Genomic DNA, 22,911 nt, shown 5'->3' on the forward strand with positions numbered 1-22,911 from the left:
GCTCAGCAGCGGTACCGCGTGGTCAGCACTCCCGGTGCCCCTCGCGCCAGTAGCCCATGAACGCCACCGCGGACCGCGGGACGTCGTACTCGCCCACCAGCAGCCGGCGCATCGCTCGCACCACGGAGGACTCCCCCGCGATCCAGGCCGACAGCGGGGGCAGGTCGGCGCCGCGGTCGGTGGTCACCTCCCAGTACGCGGAGTCCTCCCCGTCGGCGACGACGGTGCTGGCGCCGCTGTGGGACGCGCCCGCGACGGCGTGGTCGTCCAGCCACGCTCGGACGGCGTCCCGCTGGCGCTCGCCGCGCTCCGGTCCGCGGATGCACCAGGTGAGCGTGACGCCGGGCGGCGTCCGCAGGTCCAGGACGTCCTCCGCCGCACCCACCTCGAGGCACGCGAGCCCGCGGGCGTGCTCCGGCAGCCGCTCGAGGATGCTCGCCACGGCGGGTACGGCCGACTCGTCGCCGACGATCAGCTGGTCGGTCACGCCGGCCAGGTCGGTGCGGAACTCCATGCCGCCCGGCTCCCCGGGGTAGGCGGCGTGCGGGCCGTACAGGATGACCTCGTCCCCGGGTCGGGCGGTGCCGGCGAACGCCGAGGCCGGGCCGGTGTCCCCGTGGTCGACCATGTCGACGTCGACCTCGGCGACCTCGGACCGCACCGCGCGCACCGTGTACGTACGGATGACCGGTCGCCGGTCGGCGTCCATCAGGCGCCACAGCCCGAACCAGTCGTCGCCGGTCGGCATGTCCGCCAGCGTCCCGGTCGCCGAGGCCAGCACCAGCTTGATGCGCTGGTCGTAGCCGATGTCCGCGAGATCGTGCAGGTCGGGACCCGTGAAGGTCAGGCGCACGAGGTGGGGGCTGATCCGGGTCACGCGGCTGACCTGCACGCGGAACATCGCGAACGGGCGGACGGCGGCTGGGGCGACGGCGACGCTCATGCGCCCACCCTAGAGGAAGGTTTGCCTTACCTATCTTCGGGGGGCACGGGGGCTGTCCATCCGGTCTCCGCCGCCCACGCCCGGGCGCGCAGCAGCGCCGCTGCGATCCACGGCTCCTTGGCGTCGGTGTAGTCCTTCCGTGTGGCACCGTCTGCGCCGGGGTGCTGCCGCGCCATCTCGGCCTTCATCGCCGCGTACGCGTCCCGCTCGCCGGCGTTCGCCCGCCACCAGTCGCGCAGCAGCAGCGCGGTCCGGGCGCCCTCGGACGCCGCCGCCCGCACGTGGACGTTGACGACACGTCCGGGGTCCGCGCTGCCGAAGAAGACCTTGCGCCACTGCTCAGGGTCGGGCGCGAACGGATGGACCGTGTCGGTCTCGGGGCCGCGCCGGCCGGTGAAGCCCGCGGCGAGCAGACCGGCGGCGAAGTCGTCGGTCAGCGCGTCGTCCAGCGCCCGCACCCCCACCTGCAGATCGATGACGTCCTTGGCCGCAAGCCCCGGCACGCTCGTCGACCCGATGTGGTCGACCGCCACGACCCGGTCGCCGAGACCGGCCCGCGCGAGCTGGGTCTCGATGCGGCCGACCAGTCGCGCGCCCGTGACCGCCCAGGACGGGTCGGGACCCGTGAGTGAGACGTGGTCCGGGCGGCGCACCCGGCGCTCGGCCGCGAGGTTGTCCGCGTACGGCCGGATCCGGTTGCGCCACAACGCGTCGACGCGCTCCTGCAGCGCCTCGACCGACTCGACGTTGGGCAGCAGCACGTCCGCCGCCGCCCGTCGCTGCTCGTCGGACGCCTGCGCCGCGATGCGCGACCGCGCGTCCTCCTGCGACATGCCACGGTCCGTGACGAGCCGCTGCAGCCGGACGTCCTCCGGTGCGTCGACGATGACGACGAGGTGGTAGTCCACGGTCCGGCCCAGCTCGACCAGGAGCGGGATGTCGTGCAGCACGACCGAGCCCGTCGCGGCCCGGTCCATCTGGCGCTGGGTCTCGGCGAGCACCAACGGGTGCACGATCGCGTTCAGTGCCTCCCGCGCGCCGGTGTCACCGAAGACGAGGCGGCCGAGCGCGGGGCGGTCCAGCTCGCCGCTCGCGGTCAGGACGTCCCGACCGAACCGGTCGACCACCTGCGCGAGCCCGGGCGTGCCGAGGGCGACGACCTCCCGAGCGATCACGTCGGAGTCGATCAGCACCGCTCCTCGCTCGACGAGCCGGCGCGCTGCCGTCGACTTGCCCGAACCGATCCCACCCGAGAGCCCGACGCGCAGCATACGAAGACCTTACGGGCGCTGGACTCTCAGTCGACGAGGCGGGCCGGGAAGCCGCCGGTGGCCACCGGCGACCAGCGGGTCGGCGTCACCCGCAGGATCGACTTGCCCTGGTCGAGCATCGCCTGCCGGTACTCCTCCCAGTCCGGGTGCTCGCCCGAGATGCTGCGGAAGTACTCGACCAGCGGCTCGACCGAGTCGGGCACGTCGATCACCTCGCAGTCGCCGTCGACCTGCACCCACGCGCCGTTGAAGTCGTCCGAGAGCACCAGCACGCTCACCCGCGTGTCGCGGCGGGCGTTGGCGACCTTGGCGCGCTCGGGATAGCTGGAGATCACCAGCCGACCCTCGCCGTCGACGCCCCCGGTGACGGGAGAGGACTGCGGCCGGCCGTCCGACCGGGTGGTGATGAGCACCATGTGGTGCCGGTCGCGGATGAAGTCGAGCAGCTCGCCGCGCTCGACCGCGGTCGTCGTGGCCATCGTCCTGGGCATGAGCCCATGGTCACATGAGCCGGGCACCCTCGGCCGGTCTAGCGTGACCGTCATGTCACGACGCATCGTCATCACCGGAGGCGGCAGCGGCATCGGCCGTGCCGTCGCTCACCGACTCCTCGTCGAAGAACCCCAGCTCGTGCTCGTGGGCCGGCGCGCCGAGGTCCTGGACCGCACCGCCCAGGAGCTGCGCGACGTCGACGAGCTCGCCGACGTCACCACCCACTCGTGCGACCTCACCGATCCCGACGCGGTCCAGCGCCTCGCCGACGACCTGACGGCCGGACCGCCGATCGACGTGCTCGTCGCGAACGCCGGCGGGAACTACGGCCTCGGTGCCGACACGCTCGCCGAGACGGCCCAGGGCTGGCGGCGCGACTTCGACGGCAACGTCCTCACCGCCGTCCTGATCACCCAGGCCCTCCTCCCCCACCTGTCCCGACCCGGTGGCCGCGTGGTGGCCATGAGCTCGATCGCCGCACTGCGCGGCTCCGGCTCGTACGGAGCGGCGAAGGCGGCCGTCAACGCCTGGGTGCTCTCCCTCGCGACCGAGCTGGCGCCGGACGGCATCACGGTCAACGCGGTGGCGCCCGGCTTCGTACCGGACACCGAGTTCTGGGAGGAGCGGCTGCGCGAGAACCCTGGCCTCGAGCAGAGCCGGGTGGCCACGATCCCGATGGGCCGTCCCGGCACGCCGGACGAGGTCGCCGAGGCCGTCGCGCACCTCGCCTCTCCCGACGCCGGCTGGACCACCGGCCAGATCCTGCAGGTCAACGGCGGGACCCTGCTCGGCCGGGGCTGACCACCGACGGCGGCCCATCCAGCCGCAGGCACGACGACGGCCCCGGACCAGCAGGTCCGGGGCCGTCGTCTCGTGCGGCGTGTCAGGCGAGGATCAGTTGCCCGTCAGCTTCTCGCGGAGCGCAGCCAGCGCCTCGTCCGAGGCCAGCGTGCCCTCGGCCGGGGCCGAGGAGCTGCTGCTGGAGGACGAGGAGGAGCCGCCGCCGCCGCCACCGTTGTCGCTCGAGCCCGAGGAGTACGAGGTCGGCGTCGCGTCGCCGGAGGCCACAGCCTCGGCGTCGTCCTTCTTCGCCTGCTCGATCTGGGCCTGGTGCGCCTCGTAGCGGGCGTGCGCGTCGGCGTACTGCTTCTCCCACTTCTCACGCTGCGCCTCGAAGCCCTCGAGCCACTCGTTGGTCTCGGGGTCGAAGCCCTCGGGGTACTTGTAGTTGCCCTGCTCGTCGTACTCCGCGGACATGCCGTAGAGCGTCGGGTCGAACTCGGCAGCACCGGCCGCGGCGTCGTTGGCCTGCTTGAGGCTCAGCGAGATGCGGCGACGCTCGAGGTCGATGTCGATGACCTTGACGAACAGCTCCTGGCCGACCGTGACGACCTGCTCCGGCAGCTCCACGTGGCGCTCGGCCAGCTCGGAGATGTGGACCAGACCCTCGATGCCGTCGTCCACGCGGACGAACGCACCGAACGGGACCAGCTTGGTGACCTTGCCCGGCACGACCTGACCGATCGCGTGGGTGCGGGCGAAGTGCTGCCATGGGTCCTCCTGCGTCGCCTTCAGCGACAGGGAGACACGCTCGCGGTCCATGTCCACGTCGAGCACCTCGACGGTGACCTCCTGGCCCACCTCGACGACCTCGCTCGGGTGGTCGATGTGCTTCCAGGACAGCTCCGAGACGTGCACCAGACCGTCCACGCCACCGAGGTCGACGAACGCACCGAAGTTGACGATGCTGCTGACGACACCGCTGCGGACCTGACCCTTCTGCAGCTCCTTGAGGAACGTCGTACGCACCTCGGACTGCGTCTGCTCCAGCCACGCGCGGCGGGACAGGACCACGTTGTTGCGGTTCTTGTCCAGCTCGATGATCTTGGCCTCGATCTCCTTGCCGACGTACGGCTGGAGGTCGCGGACACGACGCATCTCCACCAGCGAGGCGGGCAGGAAGCCGCGCAGGCCGATGTCCAGGATGAGGCCACCCTTGACGACCTCGATGACGGTGCCGGTGACGACGCCGTCCTCCTCCTTGATCTTCTCGATCGTGCCCCAGGCGCGCTCGTACTGCGCACGCTTCTTGGACAGGATCAGGCGACCTTCCTTGTCCTCCTTCTGGAGGACCAGGGCCTCGACCTCATCGCCCACGGAAACGACCTCACCCGGGTCGACGTCGTGCTTGATGGAGAGCTCGCGGGAGGGGATGACACCCTCGGTCTTGTAGCCGATGTCGAGCAGGACCTCGTCCCGGTCGACCTTGACGATGACACCTTCGACGATGTCTCCGTCATTGAAGTGCTTGATCGTCGCGTCGATCGCGGCGAGCAGCTCCTCCTCAGATCCGATGTCGTTGACAGCGATCTGCGAGGTGGTGGTGGCAGTCATGTAGTGGGTAACTTTCGGTGGACAGTGATGGTCAGGGGATCAGCCCGGGCTCAGACCGCCGGCGGCCTGTTCGGACGACCCACCCGAGGTGGACAGGTAGGACACGTTGTACAGATCTCGCGTGCACACGTCTCGCATGCACACACGGAGCAGACGTCCGCGCTCGTATACCCTACCCAGCCGCCCACAACCGGGTCAAAGCGGGATTCCGGCGTGAGCGACGTGGAGTCCGACCTCTCCTACGGCGTGACCCGCCGGGCCCTCGACCAGGCCGACACCGCCTCGGCCAACCGCCGCTGGTGGGACGAGGAGGCGCACGCCTACTACCTCGAGCACGGCGACTTCCTCGGCGACGACGACCTGGTGTGGGGGCCGGAGGGTCTGCGGGAGGCGGAGCTGGGTCTGCTCGGCGACCCGCGCGGCCGTCGGGTCCTGGAGATCGGCTGCGGCGCGGCGCAGGGCGGACGCTACCTGCGCTCCCAGGGAGCCGACGTCGTGTCGACTGACCTGTCCGCGGCCATGCTGCGTCAGGGCCGGACTCTGAACGCCCGCTCCGCGCACGGCGTCCCGCTGCTGCAGTGCGATGCGATCGCCCTCCCGTTCGCGGCCGCGTCGTTCGACCTGGTGGTCACGGCGTACGGCGCCGTGCCGTTCGTCGCCGACTCCGCCGGGCTGATGCGTGAGGCGGCGCGGGTCCTGCGGCCGGAGGGCCGGCTGGTGTTCTCCACCACCCACCCGATGCGCTGGGCCTTCGCCGACGCGCCCGGGCCGGAGGGCCTGGTCGTGCACCAGTCGTACTTCGACCGCACCCCCTATGTCGAGCAGGACGACTCGGGGCGCGCGACGTACGCCGAGCACCACCGCACGGTCGGCGACCGGGTCCGCGAGATCACCGGCGCCGGACTCGTCCTGGAGGACCTCGTCGAGCCGGAGTGGCCGGAGCGCAACGCCCAGGTGTGGGGCGGATGGAGCCCGCTGCGCGGCCGGCTCATCCCCGGCACGGCCGTCTTCGTGGCCCGACGGCCGTCGGCCGGCTGAGGATCAGCCGGCCGACGAGCGATGGTCGGTCAGACCTCCGAGCGAACCTCCGAACGACGCCGCATCGGCATCGTCGGGTCGTCCTCGGTCGAACGCTCCTCCTGCGAGCGCCGGGACCGCGCGGCGATCGAGACGAACACGCCAGCGATCAGCAGGATCACGCCGAGCGCGCCCAGCGCCAGGGGCGCCCAGAAGCGCAGGATCTTCAGCAGCGTGGCCTTGGAGGCGTACTCGTCGACGTTGTCCTGCACCGTCTTGTCGGTGAAGACGCTGGTGGTCGTCAGCGCGTTGACGGGCTTGGCACCCGGCTCGTCGATCTGCAGCTCCTGGTGCTGCTTCTCCTGCAGCTTGATGATCACGCCGGTCTCGGGCTCGACCCACAGCGTCCGGGTGTTCTGGTAGGAGCGCTTGGCGACCACGCCGCCGGTGTCGGGCAGGCCGAAGATCCCCCGCGGGACCTCCTGGGTGCGGTACTGCTCCAGCGGCAGGACGCCCTCGAACTTGTACGTCTGCAGACCCTTGATGGTCTCGGTGCTGACGTACTTCATCGCCATGGTGCGGTCGGCCGTGCCGTCCCAGTAGTCGTAGGTGCGCCGGGTGGTCTGGAACGGGAACTTGATGAGCTGACCCTTGAACTGGGCGGGCTTGCCGTTCGAGGCCGTGCCGCAGCAGTTGACCGCCACGCCGGTGTGCCGGTCGACGACGATCTTGTCCGTCGAGCCGTCCATCGGCGGGGCCTGGTCGTTGTTGTCGGAGGTCTGGCCCTTGTTGATGACGACCAGGTCCCTGCCCTGCTGCTTCGAGGCGGCCTTGCTCGCGTCCGGGTCGCCGATCACGGTCGCGACCGTGGTCAGCTTGCCCGCACCGGGCGCCACCTTGTCGGCGTCGAAGAAGGTGGCGTGGTCGTCCACCACGGTCTGCCGGGTGTTCTGGTCGAGCGGGATGACCGCGAGCCGGTCGTAGGCGTAGAACTTCAGCATCAGCGCCATGGTGAGGAAGAACGCACCAAGGCCGATGACCACGGATGCCTTGCGCATCGCGGACCTCCAGGTGTGAGCAGGGTGAACCCGCGGGCGACGCGAGCGTCGTCGGCGGTGGGGGTGAGCGGTGGGTCTAACGGTTGTCCGAACCGCCCAGGATCTCCTGGGTGGCTGCCGCGGACAGCGGCTGGGTGCCGATCGGCCGGTCGCGGAACCAGCCGATCGTCCACTTGAGGGCGTCCTCGATCGGGATGCGGGGTTCCCACCCGAGCAAGGTCGACGCCAGTGTGGTGTCCGGACGACGCACGGTGGGGTCGTCGATCGGACGCTCGATGAAGGTGATCGGCGAGCTGGAGGCGGTGAGCCGCACGATCCAGTCCGCCAGGTCCTTCATCGAGATCTCGTGGGGGTTGCCGATGTTCACCGGGCCCGAGTGGTCGCTGTCCATCATCCGCAGGATCGCCTCGACGAGGTCGTCGACGTAGCAGATGGACCGCGTCTGCGATCCGTCACCGCTCACCGTCACGGGGTCGCCGGCCAGCGCCTGACGCACGAAGTTGGGGATCGCGCGACCGTCGTTCGGCCGCATCCGCGGACCGAAGGTGTTGAAGATGCGCACGATGCCGGTGTTGACGCCCCGGGACTGGCGGTACGCCAGGGTGAGCGCCTCGGCGAACCGCTTCGCCTCGTCGTACACACCGCGGGGGCCGACCGGGTTGACGTTGCCCCAGTACGACTCGGGCTGCGGGTGGATCTCCGGGTCGCCGTACACCTCGGAGGTCGAGGCGAGCACCAGGCGCGCTCCCCTGGCCTCGGCGAGGTCGAGCGCGTTCTGCGTACCGGCCGAACCGACCCGCAGGGTCTCGATGGGCATCCGCAGGTAGTCCACCGGGGACGCCGGGCTGGCGAAGTGCAGCACGGCGTCGACCGGGCCGTCGACGGTGAACGGCTCGGAGACGTCCAGGCGGCGCAGCTCGAAGCCGTCCTCGTGGGCCAGGTGGGCGACGTTGGCGGGATCGCCGGTGCAGAAGTTGTCGACCGCGACGACCTCGTCGCCGCGCGCGAGCAGCTTCTCGCACAGGTGCGATCCCAGGAAACCGGCTCCGCCGGTGACGACGACACGCATGATCAGGCCTGACCTCCGGCGGCGCGGCCGCGCCGGGTCTGCAGCACGTCGTCGACGTCGGCGAAGCCCTGCTCATCGGTCCGCTCGGAGCCGCGCCGACCGCCGGCGGCCGACAGGGCCAGCCCGCCGAGGATGAGCAGCACCCCGAGGATGCCCAGGGCCAGCGGCGCCCAGAAGCGCAGGATCTTCAGCTGGGTCGCCTTGTCCTTGTAGTCGTCGACGTTGGTGCTGACGGTCTTGTCGTCGAACGTGCTCGTCGTGGTGATCGCGTTCACCGGCTCCGCGCCGGCGAGCTCCAGGGTGTCGTGCCGCTTCTCCTGGACCTTCACGATCACGCCCGTCTCCGGCTCGACCCAGATGGTCCGGTCGTTGGTGTAGAAGCGCCCCGCGACGACGCCGCCGGTGTCCGGCTGACCGAACACGCCGCGCGGCACCTCCTGGTCGGCGTACTTGGTCTTCGCCACGGTGTCGTGGAAGCGGTAGACCTTCAGGCCCTTGATGGTGTCGGTGCCCTCGTACTTCACGGGCACGGCCTTGGAGAGCCGGTTGTCCCAGAACGGGTAGGTCTTCTGCTGCGTCTGGAACGGGAACTTCACGGTCAGTCCCGAGGGGTGGGCCGACTTGTCGTCCAGACGGTCGCCGTCCCAGCGGACGGCCTGGCCGGTGTGCCGGTCGATGGCGAACCGGTCCTTGTACGCCTCCATGGGCGGGGGCTCGTTGTTGTTGTCGGTGTACCGGCCGAAGTCCAGGACGACGACGTCCTTGCCCGTGGCGTCACTGGCCGACTCGCTCGCCTTCTTGTCCGCGATCGCGGTCAGGCGGGTGGCGATGGGCCCGGAGCCGGGCTTGACGTGGTCGGCGTCGAAGAAGGTCGCCTGCTGGTCACGGGCCACCTGCTGCGTGTTCTGGTCCAGCGGGACCACGGCGAGCCTGTCGTACGCGTAGAACTTCAGCAGGAGCGCCATCGTCAGGAAGAACGCGCCGAGCCCGATGACAATTGCGGCTTTCCGCACGAGCAAAACCTCCAAGGTGGCCAGAAACTTACCGGACCGTAGCATCCGCAGCACGGGCCACGGCAGACATCAACCCCAAGACCTGAGATTCGTGTCACAACTGTGTCAGATGGTGGTCATGAGCAGGGAGTGCACAACCTCTCCGATGCCGCGAGCCGGTCGCGTGACCTGCTCCGCGCGCATGCCGAGCAGCCGGGCCGGCTCCAGGTCGCTGGGCTGGTCGCCGACCATGACGCACCGCTCGGCCTCGGCCCAGGGAGCGCGGTCGAGCGCTCGCCGGAACATGCCCGGCAGTGGCTTGCGGCAGCCGCACTCCCCCGCGTCGTGCGGGCAGACCTCGATGGCGTCCAGCCACGCGCCGGCACGGGCGAGAGCGTCCACGAGGCCCTGGTGGACGCTCGCGAGCTCGTCCTCCCGCAGGGCGCCCGTCGCCAGCCCTCGCTGGTTCGTCACGAGCACCACGCGGCAGCCCGCGTCGTTGAGCCGGCGGACGGCTGCGGGTGCGTCGGCGAGCACGTCCAGGTCCTGCGCACGCGAGACGTACCCGGGGCGGTGCCGGTTGAGCGTGCCGTCCCGGTCCAGGAAGACGATGTCGTACGGCGCCGACGGCTCGGCCGGCCGGATCGGTGCGTCGTCCAGCCCCAGCAGCAGTCGTCGCCGTTCCTGCGTCGAGGTCACCGGCACAGCACGTCGACCGCCTCGCACCACGCGTGGGCCCACAGCATGTGGACCTCCTGGATGCGCGGCGTCTCCTGCGAGGGCACGACCAGGACGTGGTCGGCACGACCACGCAGACCCGCGCCGCGCGCCCCGGTCAGAGCGACGGTGAGGATGCCCCGCTCCCGGGCGGCGTCCAGCGCCGCGAGGACGTTCGGGCTGCTGCCGCTGGTGCTCATGGCCAGCAGCACGTCCCCCGGGCGGCCGAGCGCGGCGAGACCGCGGGTGAAGACGTGCTCGTAGCCGTAGTCGTTGCCGACGGCCGTGATGGACGAGAGCGACTCCGCGAGCGAGACCGCCGGTAGCGGGTCCCGGTCGTGGATGCACTTGCCGATGAACTCGGCCGCGACGTGACTCGCGATGGCGGCGCTGCCGCCGTTCCCGGCCACCAGCAGGGTGCCGCCGTCGACCATGGCCTGCACGAGCGCGGCGCCGGCGGCGTCCACCTCGGCGACGAGCCCCGGCTCCGCCAGCCGTTGCGCCAGTGCGGCCCACGAGGCCACCCCGGCGGCGTGCTGCCCCCGGACGGCTGCCTGCAGTGCCTCGGGCCCAGTGGCCCGCAGCGGGTGCGCGGCGGCCATCAGCCCTGAGCCCTCCACGTCACCACCCCTTCCTTGCTGAACGTGAACTCCGAGACGGTCAGCCCGAGCCGGATGAGCTCCTCGGCGACCACGTGCCGCCGCTCGAACTCGCACACGAAGATCAGGTGGCCGCCACCACCGGCGCCGGTGACCTTGCCACCGAGTGCGCCGAGCTCCAGCGACCGCGCGATGGCCGTGTCGATCAGGGGCGTGGTGATGCGGGAGGACATCTTCCGCTTCTCCGACCAGGCCTGCCCGAGGAGGCGCCCGATCGTGTCGACCTCACCGCGCACCAGCGCGATCTTCATCTGCTCCGCGAGCTCCTTCTGCGCGCGCAGACCCTCCAGTGCGTCGGCGTTGCCGGTCTCGTACCGGCTCACCTGGTCCTCGATGATGTGGTCGCTCACCCGGGTGCGACCGGTGAAGGCGAGGAGCATGTTGTGCTCGAGCTCGTGGACGGTCGCGTCGCGGACCCGCAGCGGGTTGACCACGACCTGGTCCTTGAGGAACTCGATGAAGTTGAACCCGCCGAACGCCGCGGCGTACTGGTCCTGCGACCCGCCGGGGATGCCGAGGTCCTCTCGCTCCAGGCGGTAGGCCAGCTCGGCGACCTCGTACGGCGTGAGGTCCAGCCCGCAGTGCTGGGCGACCAGGCCGATGACCGAGACCATCACCGCGCTGGAGGAGCCGAGGCCGGAGCCGGGCGGGGCGTTGGTGTGCAGGAACAGGTCGAACCCGGTCACCGGCAGCGCGCCGTCGATCTCGCGGATCCGGGCGATCGCGGCCTTCGGCAGGTCCAGGTGGCCGTTCAGCTCGACGTCGTCGTCGACACCGAAGCCGATCGAGGTGCCGTAGTCCAAGGACTGGACGGTGATGCGGCCGTCGGAGCGGGGTCGGAGCGTGGAGTAGCAGTAGCTGGAGATGGTCGCCGACAGCACGGCGCCGCCCTCCCGCTGCGGGAACGGCGCGACGTCGGTACCGCCGCCGGCGAAGGAGATGCGCAGGGGGGCGCGGGCCCGCAGGACGGGTCGCCGGTAGTCGAACCGCGGGGGCTCGGCGGGCGCCTCCTGCGGGCGGGCGGACTGCGGGCGCAGCTGTTCGGTCATGGGCGCACTAGCCTCCAGATCGACGTACGGCGCGTGGAACCTACTAGATAGTAGGTGTGAACTGGAGCACAGATGAAACGGATCCGCCTGATCGACGGCCTGCGGGCCGTCGCGGCCCTGCTCGTGCTGCTCTCGCACGTGGCGTTCTGGACCGGAGCCTCGGGCCAGGACGTGGTCGGCCGGCTGCTCGCCCGCGGTGACAGCGGGGTCGCGATCTTCTTCGCGCTCTCGGCGTTCCTGCTGCTGCGTCCATGGTTCCGGCACGGCCTGCTGGACACGCCCCGACCACGGCCGCGGACGTACGCCGTACGGCGGCTGGCCCGGATCCTGCCGGCGTACTGGCTCGCCCTGGTCGCGGTGCTCGTCGTCGCCGCGCTCGCCTCGTCGACCGGCGGGACCGGCTCGTGGCCGAAGGTGTTCGCGCACGTCCTGGTCCTGCAGGGCCTGACGGGCCAGACCTACCAGTCGTTCACCCAGACCTGGAGCCTCACCACCGAGCTGACGTTCTACCTCGCCGTGCCCTTCCTCGGCGCGGCGGCGTCGCGGGCCCTGCGCTCGGCCGGCGGCGTCCGGACGATCCTCGCCCGGTGCGGCGGGCTCGCGGTCGTCGGCCTGGCGCTGCAGGGCGTCGCGATGGCCTGGACCGGCGCAGGATCGCAGCGCGGGGCCGGTGTGCTGGCCACGAGCATCGTCGGCCACGGGGCGTGGTTCGCGGTCGGAGCGGCGATCGCGGTCACGGCCACGGCTCGGGACGCCGGCCGGCTGCCCTGGCGACCGGACGGCCGAGTCATGGCCTGGCTGAGGTTGCTGCGCTCCGCCGGCACCTGCCTGCTGGCCGCGCTCGCGGTGTACGTCCTCGCGGCCTCGCCACTCGCCGGACCGGTGGACCTCACGGCGCCCACCGTCGCCGAGGGGGTCGCCAAGGAGCTGCTCTACGCGCTGCTGGCCGGACTGCTCCTGGCGGCGGCCCTCGTCCCCACGCCCGCCGGGAGCGTGGCCGAGGCGGTCGGCCGGCACCCGGCGACGCACTGGGCCGGCGACATCTCCTACGGCGTCTTCCTCTGGCACGTGCTCGTGCTGCAGGTGATCTACCTGGCGACCGGGCGGCCGTTGTTCTCCGGCGCCTTCTGGTGGGTGCTGCTCCCGGTGCTGGGCCTCACGACCGCGGTGGCGTCGCTGTCGGCGCAGCTGGTCGAGCAGCCGGTGCTGCGCCGGGCGCACCGCCGCCCAGCGCCCGTGCCAGCAGCGCGAGAGTGAGCGTGCCCAGCAGCTGACCCGCCACGGCACCGACACTCTGCTGCTCGACCACCCCGAGCGTCGCCATCGTGACGCCGGCCAAGGCCATCGCGACGGCTGCGGCGGGGGCGACCCATCGTCGCGGCGTCACCGAGGCGAGGACGCCGACCAGCAGACCCGCCGGGCCGGCGACGACGCCGCCCACCAGGACCGCAGCGACAGCTCCCACCCACCGGGGCCGCGACGCCTCCGCCCGGGGTCCGCCCACAGGCTGTGCCAGCTCGCGAGGGGTACGGCCACGGGTGAGGATCGCCACGACGGCGAGCAGCAGGACGGCGAGCGCGCCCGCCACCAGACCCGCCCGATGCGTCGAGGTCGGCGCGAACTCGATGCGCACACCGGTCGCACGAGGGTCGTCCAGCCGGAACCCCTGCCGCCACCCGTCCACGGTCACCGGCCGCAGCACGGACCCGTCGTCCGTGGTCGCCCGCCAGCCGTCGTTGGCGCCCTCGGTGAGGGCCAGGACGGCCGGAGCACCGGACGCCACCCGGACCGAATGAAGGCCGGGCGCCTGCCGTACCTCGTCGACGCGTCGTGGGGTGTGAGCGGCGGGCTGGGTCGCCGCGCTCGGACGCAGCAGCACGGACTCGGTGCGGACGCCGGTGCCGGGCCCGGCGTCGACGGGCACCCGGCCGGCGGCCACCGTCACCTCCCTGGCCCCGCAGGGCCGCGCCGGCACCGACGCGCCGGTCAGCAGCGCGCTGCGCTCAGCACGAGCGGCCAGGGGTACCGACCGCGGGCCGACCGCCAGCGTGCCGGCGCTTCCGCACGGCAGGTCCACGGCCCCCGAGGTGGGGACGGTCACCCCGTCCAGCACGAGGTCCGGCGCGGTCCAGGTGCCGCGGTGCGCCCCCTTCACCAGCTGGACGGTCAGCCGGTCGCCCCGGACACGTGTCGCGCCGCCGTCGGGGCCGAGCCGCTGGACGGTCCGGCCGGTGAGCACGCGGACGGCCCGCACGGGGTCGCCGCCGGAGACCCGGATTCCCTCGACCCGGGCATCGCGCGGGAGCGTGACGGTGAGGGTGGGCAGCTCGTCGCCGGGGTCGGGTACCCACCGCGTCGACGGGTCGGCGTCCAGGGCCGCGCCGGGGCGGGCCGTCGGGTCGAGGTCACGCCGCGAGCTGCCCCGGACGGGAGTGCCGCCGTCCAGCAGGGCGTCCAGGGCCGGGCCCCACACCGGTCGCACGGAGACGGTCGGCGTCAGCACTCCGCCGGCTGCCACGTCCACGACCCGGCGCAGCGCCGCGGGGTCCTCGCCGTCACGTCCCTGCGCCGAGCGCTCACGCGGGTCCCGGCGCAGCAGCACCGCGTCGCGGGTGGCATCGACACGTCCGGGGAGGCGGAGCCGGGTGCCGAGCTCGGGCACCGCGGACAGGGTGACGTCGGTGATCCCGACCTGGCGGTCGTCGGCGCCCGCGTCGAGGCCGATCGTCACCGAGCGGGCCGCCGTCCGCACGTCGAGCTGCGCGACGCCGTCGCGGACCCGAACGGACTGCCGGGCGCCGTCCACGCTGACGTCGACCGCACCGGGGGTCGTGAGACCCGGACCGGTGGCGAGCCGGATCCGGAGGGTGCCGACCGCACGCGGCCGGGCGAGCCCCAGCGCAAGGGTGGCCGAGCTGCCCTGGTCCGAGACCCACGCCGTCGCCGGGTCGCCGTCCACGGCCGACGCCGGACCGGCTCCCGGCCCGAGGTACCCGCGGGCGAAGGGGTCGGCGGCCGACGAGGAGGCGGTCAGCGAGGCCAGCCCGACCAGCTCGCGGGTCGTCTCGTGCGCCGCGTCCCCGGCCGGGGGCAGGTCGCGAGCACCCACCCGGGTCGGTGCCGGGTCGGAGGCGAGCAGGGTCGGTCCGTATGCGTCGGCGGTCGGCCGACCGTTGTTGTACGCCCTGCGCCGCAGGGAGTCGGTCACGACGCCCGGACCGGCCGCGCTCGCGTCGACGTCGGCCCACTCCGAGCGCCCGAGCAGACCGTCCGCCGTCACGTCGAACAGGCTCTCCGGACCGCCCCTGACCGTGACCCGGTCGCGCGCGTCGTACGCCGTCACGCCGCCCGCCGGAGCTGCGACGCGCCAGATGCTGGTGCTCGGCCCGACGGCCGGCAGCCGGGTGAAGCCCGGTGAGGCGCCGAGGGTGCGTTCGACCAGCCGCCAGGTCTCGGCGTCCACGGACGCGGCGAGGTCGTGCCGGACCACCACCCGGTCGACCCCCGTCCGGGCCAGACCCGCGGCGAGGCCGGGCTGCGACACGCCCGACGCCGCGAGCTGGTCGGCGGTGTCCAGCAGCCGGGTGGACGCGGGCGCGCCGAGCGGCGCCGAGGCGCGGACCACGACCGGTGACTGCGCGAGGGCGGAGAGCGGCTCGTCGGTCGCACTCCCCCACGTGTAGTGCGCGTTGCGCGACGCGGGCAGCAGAAGGGTGGAGCCACCGCGCTCCTGCGCCAGCCGGTCCACCGTGGTCGCGACCCGGTGCCACTCCGCCGGCACCCGCTCGTACCCCTGGGCGTCCGCGGTCCGCCCGACCCACAGCGTGGTCATCGAGGCGAGCAGCACCCCCACGACCGCGAGCACGCCGACCCGCGCCGCCGTCGTCCTCCAGGACCCGAGCCGCCCGAGCAGGTACGCGAGCCCGAGCACGAGCGGGAGCCGCAGCACCGGGTCGGCCTTGTGCACGTTGCGCAGCGGTGCCAGCGGCCCGTCGAGAGCGGACTGCACCTGCGTCGCGAACGGACTGCCGGCGGTCCCGGGATGACCCACCGCCATGAGCACGGTGCCCAGCAGAGCCGCGGCCAGGGCGAACCGCGCCGGGTGCGTGAGGGTTCCGCCTCGGCGACGGAGCAGCACGAGCCCGGCGGCGCCGAGGCCGGCGACGGCACTGGTCGTGACGATCGCGAGCGGGTCCTGGGCCATCACCCAGCCCGCCTGCCAGACCGGGTGGCTCTCGGAGTCGAGGATGTAGGCGACCCAGTGCGACGCGCCGCGCAGCGTGTTCGGCACCGACGTGACGGCGGTGGTGATGCGGGAGGTCTCGATGAAGTCCAGGAACGGGTAGGCGTACCGGCCCAGCACCAGCAGCGGCAGGACCCACCACAGCGCACCGAGGGCCACGCCGGGAACCCACCAGGCCAGCGCCCGCAGCCGGCCGCCGCGGGACGCCGTCACGATCAGCAGCAGCGGGAGGAGCAGCACGACCGCCGACGCCGTGGCGTTGACCCCGCCCAGCGCGGCGGTCAGCAGGCCCGTCACCGCCGCGGCGTGCAGGCGGGTCCGGTGGGTCGCGTCCGGGCCGACCATCGGCAGGGCGGCCAGCACCAGCCAGGGCGCGACCGCCAGTGGCCACGCCTCCGCCGAGATCTCCGACAGCACGGTGAGCACCCGGCAGGACAGCGCGTACGCCAGTCCCGCGACCAGCGCCGGACCCGCGCCGGCGACCCCCGTCCGCCGCACCAGCCGTTCGGCCCCCAGGAACGCCACCAGCAGCAGGAGGGACCACCACACCCGCTGGCAGGCCCACGCCGGCAGCCCGAGGGACTGGCCGATCCCCATCACCGGACCGAACGGGAAGAGGTACCCGTACGCCTGGTTCTGCAGCTCACCGAGCCCGGCGTGGTCGTTCCAGGCCGACAGGGCTCGGGACAGGTACGTCCAGGGCGCGATGGTCAGGTCGACCTTGGTGTCCGGCTGGACCCGGCCGGGGGCGATCAGCCACGGCAGCACGGCGACGGCGACCGCGACCAGGACCCGGTGGACCCGCGTGGGGTCGATCGCCGGGACGTGCCGGGCGGCCGGCGCCGCCGTCATCGGCGACGCAGGATCAGCAGCAGGTTCCAGGTGAGCAGCTCGCGGGCCCCGGGGACCTTCAGCAGGTGCTCGGCCACATCGGGAAGGTAGCGCGGACGCGCGACCAGGACCTCCACCTCCGGCTGGCGTCGGGCCCACCGCAGGCCCTGCGCGACGCTCACCCGGAACAGCGTCCGGTCGACGGTGTTCTTGGGCGGGTGGCCGTGCCGGCGCTCGTAGCGTCGAGCGGCGCGCTTGCCGCCGAGCCAGTGCCACGGCGAGGTCTCGTGGCCGCCCCACGGCGAGAGCCAGTTGGTGTAGGAGAGGAACACCAGGCCGCCCGGGCGCACGACCCGGACCATCTCGTCCGCCACCGCCTCGGGCTCGCGGACGTGCTCCCACAGGTTGCTGGAGAAGACCAGGTCGACGCTGCGGTCCGCCAGCGGCAGCGCGGCGGCGGTCGCGACGACGCCCCCGTCGGCGACCGAGGACACCATCGGGTCGTGGTCGACCGGGACGTACCTCGCCCCGGCCGCGCGGAACGCGTCGGCGAACTGCCGCGGCCCGGCGCCGACGTCCAGGACGACCCGGTCGCGCAGCTCGGTCCAGTCCCGCAGCAGGGCGATCGAGTCGTCGGCCAGAGCGCCGTAGAAGCGGTCCGGCTCGGTCTGCTCGACACGGAAGGCGGAGAAGAGCCGGACGGAGCGGGAGATGCCTCGTCCGGAGCTCATGCGTCTCCCCTCGGCCGCCGCGCGACCAGCTGCAGGGTGGGCCGCATCGGCGGGTACGCCAGCCGTGCCCCGAGCACCGCCGGAGCCGTGGCGAGGCCGAGCGCGAGCACCGGCTTGGAGGCCAGGACGCCGGCCGGTCGGGGCGACCGGGCGGCGACGCGCGCCACGCTCGCGGCGTCGGTCACGACGCTGTCGAGGACGGGACGGCGGACCTCGACGTCGACGAATCCGGCGACGCGCGCCAGCCGGGCCAGGCTGTCGGCGGTGAAGAAGCGGATGTGAGTGGGGTCCTCGAGCATCCACCACGCCTGGCCGTACCAGCGCGGACCGGTGGAGTCGCCGGCGGGCGTGAGGAACTGGGCGACCCCGCCGGGGCGCAGCAGGTCCCGGGCGACGCGCAGGGTCCGCGCGGGATCGAGGACGTGCTCCAGCACGTGGATGCCGTAGACGAGGTCGGCGGTGACGTCCGCCGCCCGCACCTGCTCGACCGGCGCCGGCCACAGCCGCGCGTGCGCCCGCACGACGGGGTCGACCTCGAGCTCGAGCTGGTCGGGGTCGGCGCCCGCGATATTCGCGCCTGCGTCGTGGAAGCGGCGCAGCAGCGCGCCGGTGCCGTACCCGACCTCGAACACCGACTCCGGCGGGCGCGGGAGACCACGCCGCAGGGTCGCGTACGTCAGGGCCAGCCGCGCGCGGTCCAGGGTCGGCTCACCGCCGTACGCATGCTCTCGGTGAGCCGCCGGCGCGGCGGTGAGATCACGGGTCAGATGACCGCAGACCGCACACTCCCGCAGGACCGCTCCCCCGCGCAGCGGCCGCTCACGCAGCCGGTCGCCACAGACCTCGCACACACCGACCATCCTGTTCTGCTACCTCTCAGTAACTATCGGCGTTACTCTAACGGGCGCGTGTGTGACTGCTGTCTCATCCTGCACGCGACCTTGCACCCGAAGGAGGACCGTTTGTCACGGCCCACCGGCAGCCCGTCCGCACCGGCGCACCGCCGACCCCTGCGCGTCCTCTACCTGTCCTGGCGCGACCGGGAGAATCCCGAGGCCGGCGGCTCGGAGACGTTCGTCGAGCGGACCGCCCATGTCCTGACCCAGCTCGGCCACGAGGTCACCCTCTTCACCTCGCGCTTCCCCGGCGCGCAGGCCGAGACGACCCACGACGCCGTGAAGGTCGTCCGCCGCGGCAACCGGTTCAGCTGCTACGCCCACGGCATCGCGCACATCGCCCGGCACCGCGACGACTACGACATCGTCATCGACGTCCAGAACGGCGTGCCCTTCTGGTCCCCGCTCGTCGCCAAGGCGCCGGTCGTCAACGTCGTGCACCACGTCCACCGCGACCAGTGGAAGGTCATCTTCGGCCGGGCCCTCGGACGGGTCGGCTGGTTCCTGGAGTCGCGCATCGCCCCGAAGGTCTACCGACGCTCGCGCTACGTCACCGTCTCGCAGGCGACCCGCTCCGACCTCGGCCGGCTCGGCGTCGCCGCGGACCGCGTGGACCTGATCTACAGCGGCAACGACCACCCCGAGGACCTCGCGTCGTACGCCGACATCCCGCGCACCGAGCACCCCTCGATCTGCGTGCTCGGCCGGCTGGTGCCGCACAAGCAGGTCGAGGCCGCCATCGACATCGTCGCCGACCTCAGCGACCGCTACCCCGACCTCCAGCTGGCCGTCGTGGGTAGCGGGTACTGGGAGGCTCGGCTGCGGGAGCACGCCGCCGCGCGAGGCGTCGGTGAGCGGGTGGCGTTCCACGGCTTCGTCGACGAGGCGACCAAGCACCGGCTGCTCGCCCAGTCGTGGCTCATGCTGATGCCCTCCCACAAGGAGGGCTGGGGTCTGACCATCGTCGAGGCCGGCCTGCACGCGACGCCCGCCGTGGCGTTCGCGCACGCGGGCGGGCCGAGCGAGTCGATCCAGCACGGCCGTACCGGGCTGCTGGCGCGGGACGTCGCCGAGATGACCCACCAGGTCGAGCACCTGCTGCGGCGGACCACCCTGCGCGAGCGTCTCGGCGCCGGTGCCCGTACGCACGCCCGCAGCTTCGACTGGTCGGTGAGCGGCACCCTGCTCTCCCACACGCTGGGATCGGTGCTCGGTCACGTCGACCGGCTGCCGCAGCCGAGCGCGAGCACGCTGACGCTCACCCCGGTCGAGGACCTGGACGGTGACGGCGCGGCGGGCGAGCACGACGAGCTGGACGCGCTGCTGCCGATGGTCGAGGCGGTGCTGCTCACCGAGCAGGTCGACGACGTGATCGACCCGGCGCTGCTGCAGCGCTCCTCCTGACCCAGGAGCACGACGAAGGGCCGCCCCTCGGGGCGGCCCTTCGTCGTGCTGTGCGGCCTGCGCCGCCCGTCGTCAGCTGTCGTAGCTGATGACGTTGTTGTACGTCTGCGGCTGCTTGATGGAGTTCTGCGACTGCACGAGGCCGAAGATCGCCAGTCCTGCCAGCAGGACCCCGACGACTGCGCCGCCGATGTTCCAGGCCGTCTTGTTGCCACTCGTGCCCATAGGTGTGACCTCACTGGTCTCGTCGCGTACGGCGTCTGCACGCCCTCACAAGGCCACGAGCATAGCAATACTGGTCAGTACATGGTGGCGTGCGCCACACTCCGGTCCGACTGATCACCAGACGGACGGCGAAGGCCGGCGACCACCCAGGCGATCGCGACGACGACCAGCGCCGTTCCGCCGGCGGCGAGCCCCGCGTACCGGTAGCCGCCGGGCGCGGCGACCGGCGCGACGCCGCCGGCGCCCAGGTCGTACAGCGCGACGTCCTGCGCCTGGACGATCTGGTCCAAGCGCGAGACATCGGGCACGCCGGGTGCGGGCGGCTGGTCGGTGAGGACCAGGACGTAGCGCACCCCGACCCGGCGCAGCACCGAGGTCACGTCGGTGCCGGTGGCGAGGGCGTCGCCGATCTGACGCGACTCACTGCTCTCGCCCCGGACCGTGCGGCTCGACAGCGGGAGGTCGTCGTTGACCAGGACCTCCCGCGAGATCAGTCGCTGCCACGGGTCCAGCAGCACGATGTCGTCGTTCCAGGCGTAGCGGCGGTAGAGCGTCCACGGAAACACCGCGACCGACCCGGCCGGGAGCCGGTCGATGCGGGCTGCCAGGTCGAGCTGGCTCGCGGGGTACTGGGCCGCGTCCCAGCGACCCGTCGCGCCCCAGGCCATGCTCGGCAGGGTGGCGACCGGCCAGGCCGCGAGCGCGAGGGCCAGCAGCGCGCTACCGGCGCGACCCGCCTGCCGCCGGCTCATCGCGGCGCGGGCGATCTCGGTCAGCGTCCCGACGCACACCGCGAGCAGGATCACCCACAGCGCGACGAACTTCTGCGAGTCGCGCATCAGACCGCCGCCGGGCACCGAGGTCACGATCCAGGTGACCAGGTCCTTGCCGCCGACGACCGAGCTGAGGCCGGCGGTGAGCAGGCCGATCACCCCGGCGATGGCCAGACCGCCCGTCGCGGGATGGCGGCGCCAGCCCGTGCTGCGGACCCAGAACGCGACGGACACCGTGACGCCGACCAGGGCCACGCCGGCCACGACGGTCGACATCCGCTCGTCGAACCAGACGCCCTTGTTCCAGATGCCGCCGCCGGTGAGCAGCGACGGCAGCACGCCGTACGGGGTGTCGGCGCGCGACATGAACGCCTCCACTCCCCCGGAGTCGGCCGGGGTGTCCGCGCTGACGACGAGGAAGGGGTACCACCACGGGGCGTTGGCGAGCAGGGCGACGACCGCGACCCACACCAGGTCGGTCAGCCGCGCCGCCGCACCACGCGCGGCCGCCGCGGCCGACGGGAGCAGCAGCACGCAGGCCGCCACGATCAGCGCCAGGACCGACCCCGTGGACCCGGTGAGGGCCACGAGGACGAGCGCGGTGGCCAGCCGGCACCGGCCGTACGGCCGCCCGTCCCGGCACGCGGCGGCGGCGGACGCGACCCACGGCAGGCAGGCGTACCCGAGCAGGAAGCCCCAGTGCCCGATCGCGAGACGCTCGGCGACGTAGGGGTTCCAGCACGCGGCCACCGCGGCGGCCACGCCACCGACCCGGGTGCGCACCAGCCCGGCGACACCCGCGCCGACGCCGACGAACACCGCGAGCAGCAGCACCTTCTGCACGACCCAGCCGGGTGCGAGCTGGGACAGCAGCGCGACGACCGCGTCGTTGGGGACGGCCCGTGGCACCGAGCCGTCCACGCCGAGCGTGCGCGCGCTGAGCTCCAGCCGCGGCACGAACACCATGTCGTAGACGAGCAGGTAGCCGGGCCGCAGGGCGGGCCCGAGCGCGAGCAGACCGCACAGCAGTCCCGCGAGCGCGCCCCAGGTCCGCCGGTGCGGGCTCACGACGCGTGGATCCGCTCGATGGACGCGAACGCCGCGCCCATCCGGGTCACCTGGGTCGCCAGGTCGTGCTCGGCGACCATCCGGGCGCGGTTCGCGCGGCCGGCCTCGACCCGTCGGGCCGGGTCCTGCAGCCAGCCGAGCAGCGACTCCGCCAGGGCCTGCGCCGAGTCGTCGACCAGGTCGTTGGGTGCGGTGACCGCCTCGTCGTTGGTGCCGCAGCGGGTGGTGACCACGGGCAGGCCGCAGGCCTGCGCCTCCAGGTAGGCCAGGCCGAGCTGCTCGGTCCACTTCCACGTCGGCCGGGGCGCCGTCGTGAACACCGCGGACCCGCGCAGCAGGTCGGCGACGCCGTGGGCGTCCAGGGAGCCCGCGAGCCGGACGCGGCGGCGTGGGTCGGCGGCGGCCTCCTCGACCTGGTCGCGCAGCGGACCGCGGCCGGCCACGACCAGGCTCGCCTCCGGGATCGTGCGCTGCACGATCTGCATGGCCTCGAGCACCCGGTCGATGCCCTTGTTCTCGGCCAGCGGGCTGATGAAGGCGACGACCGGGTCCTGCGTCGGGGTCTCGGCGGGCGAGAAGATCTCGGTGTCGACACCGGGCTTGACGACGCGGATGCGCTCGTCGTCGAAACCGTTGGCCAGCAAGTGGTCTCGTGCGGCGTCGACCATGCACAGCAGCAGGTCCGCGGACCGGCAGGACTCCAGCGCCTGACGGTAGGGCGGCACCTTGTAGATCGGCTGGTTCGGGAGGTTCTCCCAGGTGACGACGGCCTGGAGCGGGCGCCGGCCGGCCGGAGCACGCCGCCGCCAGCGCGAGGCCTGACCGGTCACGAGCGAGCACAGCTCGAGGGAGGCCACCCAGTCGAAGGAGTCCGGGTCCTGCTCGTCCAGGCCCTTCACCCATGCGAACGCCCCCGCCTCGATGAACCGCTTGATCGGTCGGCGGTAGCTGCTCGGCACCCAGGTGAGGTCACCGACCGGCTCCTCGCGGGCCAGGGCGGTCACGTGCGTGCCGGGCATCCGCGACATCCAGTAGAGCTCGCGCCGCGGACGCTGGTCCGGGAGCGACACCCACAGCAT

The 22,911-nt window shown here is 72.7% G+C and carries 20 protein-coding genes; 4 read left to right on the forward strand and 16 right to left on the reverse strand.

What is annotated here, in order from left to right:
• Window positions 1-22: 22 nt before the first annotated feature.
• Genes P4R38_RS07445 through P4R38_RS07455 form a run of 3 tightly spaced genes read right to left on the reverse strand, consistent with a single transcriptional unit; the run spans window position 23 to window position 2,705 of the window.
• Window positions 23-943, reverse strand: coding sequence for a siderophore-interacting protein (locus P4R38_RS07445; protein ID WP_277191668.1), 921 nt, complete (start codon window positions 941-943; stop codon window positions 23-25).
• Window positions 944-969: 26 nt separating this feature from the next.
• On the reverse strand, window positions 970-2,214 hold the full coding sequence (gene coaE / locus P4R38_RS07450; RefSeq protein WP_277191669.1) for a dephospho-CoA kinase: 1,245 nt from the start codon (window positions 2,212-2,214) through the stop codon (window positions 970-972).
• 26 nt (window positions 2,215-2,240) lie between these two features.
• Window positions 2,241-2,705, reverse strand: coding sequence for a PPOX class F420-dependent oxidoreductase (locus P4R38_RS07455; RefSeq protein ID WP_277191670.1), 465 nt, complete (start codon window positions 2,703-2,705; stop codon window positions 2,241-2,243).
• A 52-nt stretch (window positions 2,706-2,757) separates the two neighbouring features.
• Here P4R38_RS07455 and P4R38_RS07460 point away from each other — a divergent pair, with 52 nt between their 5' ends.
• Window positions 2,758-3,507: an SDR family NAD(P)-dependent oxidoreductase gene (locus tag P4R38_RS07460; protein WP_277191671.1), complete on the forward strand. Its 750-nt coding sequence runs from the start codon at window positions 2,758-2,760 to the stop codon at window positions 3,505-3,507.
• A 93-nt stretch (window positions 3,508-3,600) separates the two neighbouring features.
• On the opposite strand, the gene rpsA is transcribed toward P4R38_RS07460, so the two are convergent.
• Entirely contained in the window at window positions 3,601-5,100 is a 1,500-nt protein-coding gene (gene rpsA / locus P4R38_RS07465; RefSeq protein WP_277191672.1) for a 30S ribosomal protein S1, read from the reverse strand.
• A 213-nt stretch (window positions 5,101-5,313) separates the two neighbouring features.
• Here rpsA and P4R38_RS07470 point away from each other — a divergent pair, with 213 nt between their 5' ends.
• Window positions 5,314-6,138 carry a class I SAM-dependent methyltransferase gene (locus tag P4R38_RS07470; RefSeq protein ID WP_409201245.1) on the forward strand — a complete coding sequence of 275 codons (825 nt, stop codon included), beginning with the start codon at window positions 5,314-5,316 and terminating at the stop codon, window positions 6,136-6,138.
• Between the two features lie 29 nt (window positions 6,139-6,167).
• Here the strand turns inward: P4R38_RS07470 and P4R38_RS07475 are convergent, their stop codons facing one another.
• The 6 genes from P4R38_RS07475 to P4R38_RS07500 all read right to left on the reverse strand — a co-directional run bounded on the left by P4R38_RS07475 (window position 6,168) and on the right by P4R38_RS07500 (window position 11,661).
• Window positions 6,168-7,175, reverse strand: a complete 1,008-nt coding sequence (locus tag P4R38_RS07475) for a DUF3068 domain-containing protein (protein ID WP_275236990.1) — start codon at window positions 7,173-7,175, stop codon at window positions 6,168-6,170.
• Window positions 7,176-7,251: 76 nt separating this feature from the next.
• A complete protein-coding gene (locus P4R38_RS07480) occupies window positions 7,252-8,244 on the reverse strand; it encodes a UDP-glucuronic acid decarboxylase family protein (protein ID WP_277191674.1) in 993 nt (330 codons plus the stop codon).
• Window positions 8,245-8,246: 2 nt separating this feature from the next.
• Complete coding sequence (locus P4R38_RS07485; protein WP_277191676.1) at window positions 8,247-9,257, reverse strand: DUF3068 domain-containing protein; 1,011 nt, start codon at window positions 9,255-9,257, stop codon at window positions 8,247-8,249.
• A 105-nt stretch (window positions 9,258-9,362) separates the two neighbouring features.
• Window positions 9,363-9,935 carry a D-glycero-alpha-D-manno-heptose-1,7-bisphosphate 7-phosphatase gene (locus tag P4R38_RS07490; RefSeq protein WP_277191677.1) on the reverse strand — a complete coding sequence of 191 codons (573 nt, stop codon included), beginning with the start codon at window positions 9,933-9,935 and terminating at the stop codon, window positions 9,363-9,365.
• The gene (locus tag P4R38_RS07495; RefSeq protein WP_275236994.1) at window positions 9,932-10,573 is read right to left on the reverse strand and encodes a D-sedoheptulose-7-phosphate isomerase; all 642 of its coding nucleotides are present in this window, start codon (window positions 10,571-10,573) and stop codon (window positions 9,932-9,934) included. Before P4R38_RS07495 ends, P4R38_RS07490 begins: the two co-directional genes overlap by 4 nt.
• Window positions 10,555-11,661 (reverse strand): GHMP family kinase ATP-binding protein, encoded by a 1,107-nt coding sequence (locus P4R38_RS07500; protein ID WP_277191678.1) that lies wholly within the window; start codon window positions 11,659-11,661, stop codon window positions 10,555-10,557. The genes P4R38_RS07495 and P4R38_RS07500 overlap by 19 nt, the downstream gene beginning before the upstream one ends.
• A gap of 72 nt (window positions 11,662-11,733) precedes the next feature.
• Here P4R38_RS07500 and P4R38_RS07505 point away from each other — a divergent pair, with 72 nt between their 5' ends.
• On the forward strand, window positions 11,734-12,918 hold the full coding sequence (locus P4R38_RS07505) for an acyltransferase family protein (RefSeq protein WP_277191680.1): 1,185 nt from the start codon (window positions 11,734-11,736) through the stop codon (window positions 12,916-12,918).
• On the opposite strand, the gene P4R38_RS07510 is transcribed toward P4R38_RS07505, so the two are convergent.
• Genes P4R38_RS07510 through P4R38_RS07520 form a run of 3 tightly spaced genes read right to left on the reverse strand, consistent with a single transcriptional unit; the run spans window position 12,818 to window position 18,317 of the window.
• Window positions 12,818-16,756 carry an alpha-(1->3)-arabinofuranosyltransferase domain-containing protein gene (locus tag P4R38_RS07510; RefSeq protein ID WP_277191681.1) on the reverse strand — a complete coding sequence of 1,313 codons (3,939 nt, stop codon included), beginning with the start codon at window positions 16,754-16,756 and terminating at the stop codon, window positions 12,818-12,820. The two genes, P4R38_RS07505 and P4R38_RS07510, sit on opposite strands and share 101 nt — an antisense overlap.
• A complete protein-coding gene (locus P4R38_RS07515) occupies window positions 16,753-17,466 on the reverse strand; it encodes a methyltransferase domain-containing protein (protein WP_277191683.1) in 714 nt (237 codons plus the stop codon). Before P4R38_RS07515 ends, P4R38_RS07510 begins: the two co-directional genes overlap by 4 nt.
• Window positions 17,463-18,317, reverse strand: a complete 855-nt coding sequence (locus P4R38_RS07520; protein ID WP_277191685.1) for a class I SAM-dependent methyltransferase — start codon at window positions 18,315-18,317, stop codon at window positions 17,463-17,465. The genes P4R38_RS07515 and P4R38_RS07520 overlap by 4 nt, the downstream gene beginning before the upstream one ends.
• A 111-nt stretch (window positions 18,318-18,428) precedes the next feature.
• Between P4R38_RS07520 and P4R38_RS07525 the strand changes: the two genes are divergently transcribed.
• Window positions 18,429-19,766: a glycosyltransferase family 4 protein gene (locus P4R38_RS07525; protein ID WP_277191687.1), complete on the forward strand. Its 1,338-nt coding sequence runs from the start codon at window positions 18,429-18,431 to the stop codon at window positions 19,764-19,766.
• A 72-nt stretch (window positions 19,767-19,838) separates the two neighbouring features.
• Here the strand turns inward: P4R38_RS07525 and P4R38_RS07530 are convergent, their stop codons facing one another.
• From P4R38_RS07530 to P4R38_RS07540, 3 genes are all read right to left on the reverse strand, one after another.
• Window positions 19,839-19,991, reverse strand: a complete 153-nt coding sequence (locus P4R38_RS07530; RefSeq protein ID WP_275238511.1) for a hypothetical protein — start codon at window positions 19,989-19,991, stop codon at window positions 19,839-19,841.
• Between the two features lie 74 nt (window positions 19,992-20,065).
• On the reverse strand, window positions 20,066-21,832 hold the full coding sequence (locus tag P4R38_RS07535) for a hypothetical protein (RefSeq protein WP_277191688.1): 1,767 nt from the start codon (window positions 21,830-21,832) through the stop codon (window positions 20,066-20,068).
• Window positions 21,829-22,911, reverse strand: coding sequence for a glycosyltransferase family 4 protein (locus P4R38_RS07540; protein ID WP_277191822.1), 1,083 nt, complete (start codon window positions 22,909-22,911; stop codon window positions 21,829-21,831). Before P4R38_RS07540 ends, P4R38_RS07535 begins: the two co-directional genes overlap by 4 nt.

The sequence above is a fragment of the Luteipulveratus flavus genome, from assembly GCF_029439465.1.
GTDB lineage: Bacteria > Actinomycetota > Actinomycetes > Actinomycetales > Dermatophilaceae > Luteipulveratus > Luteipulveratus flavus.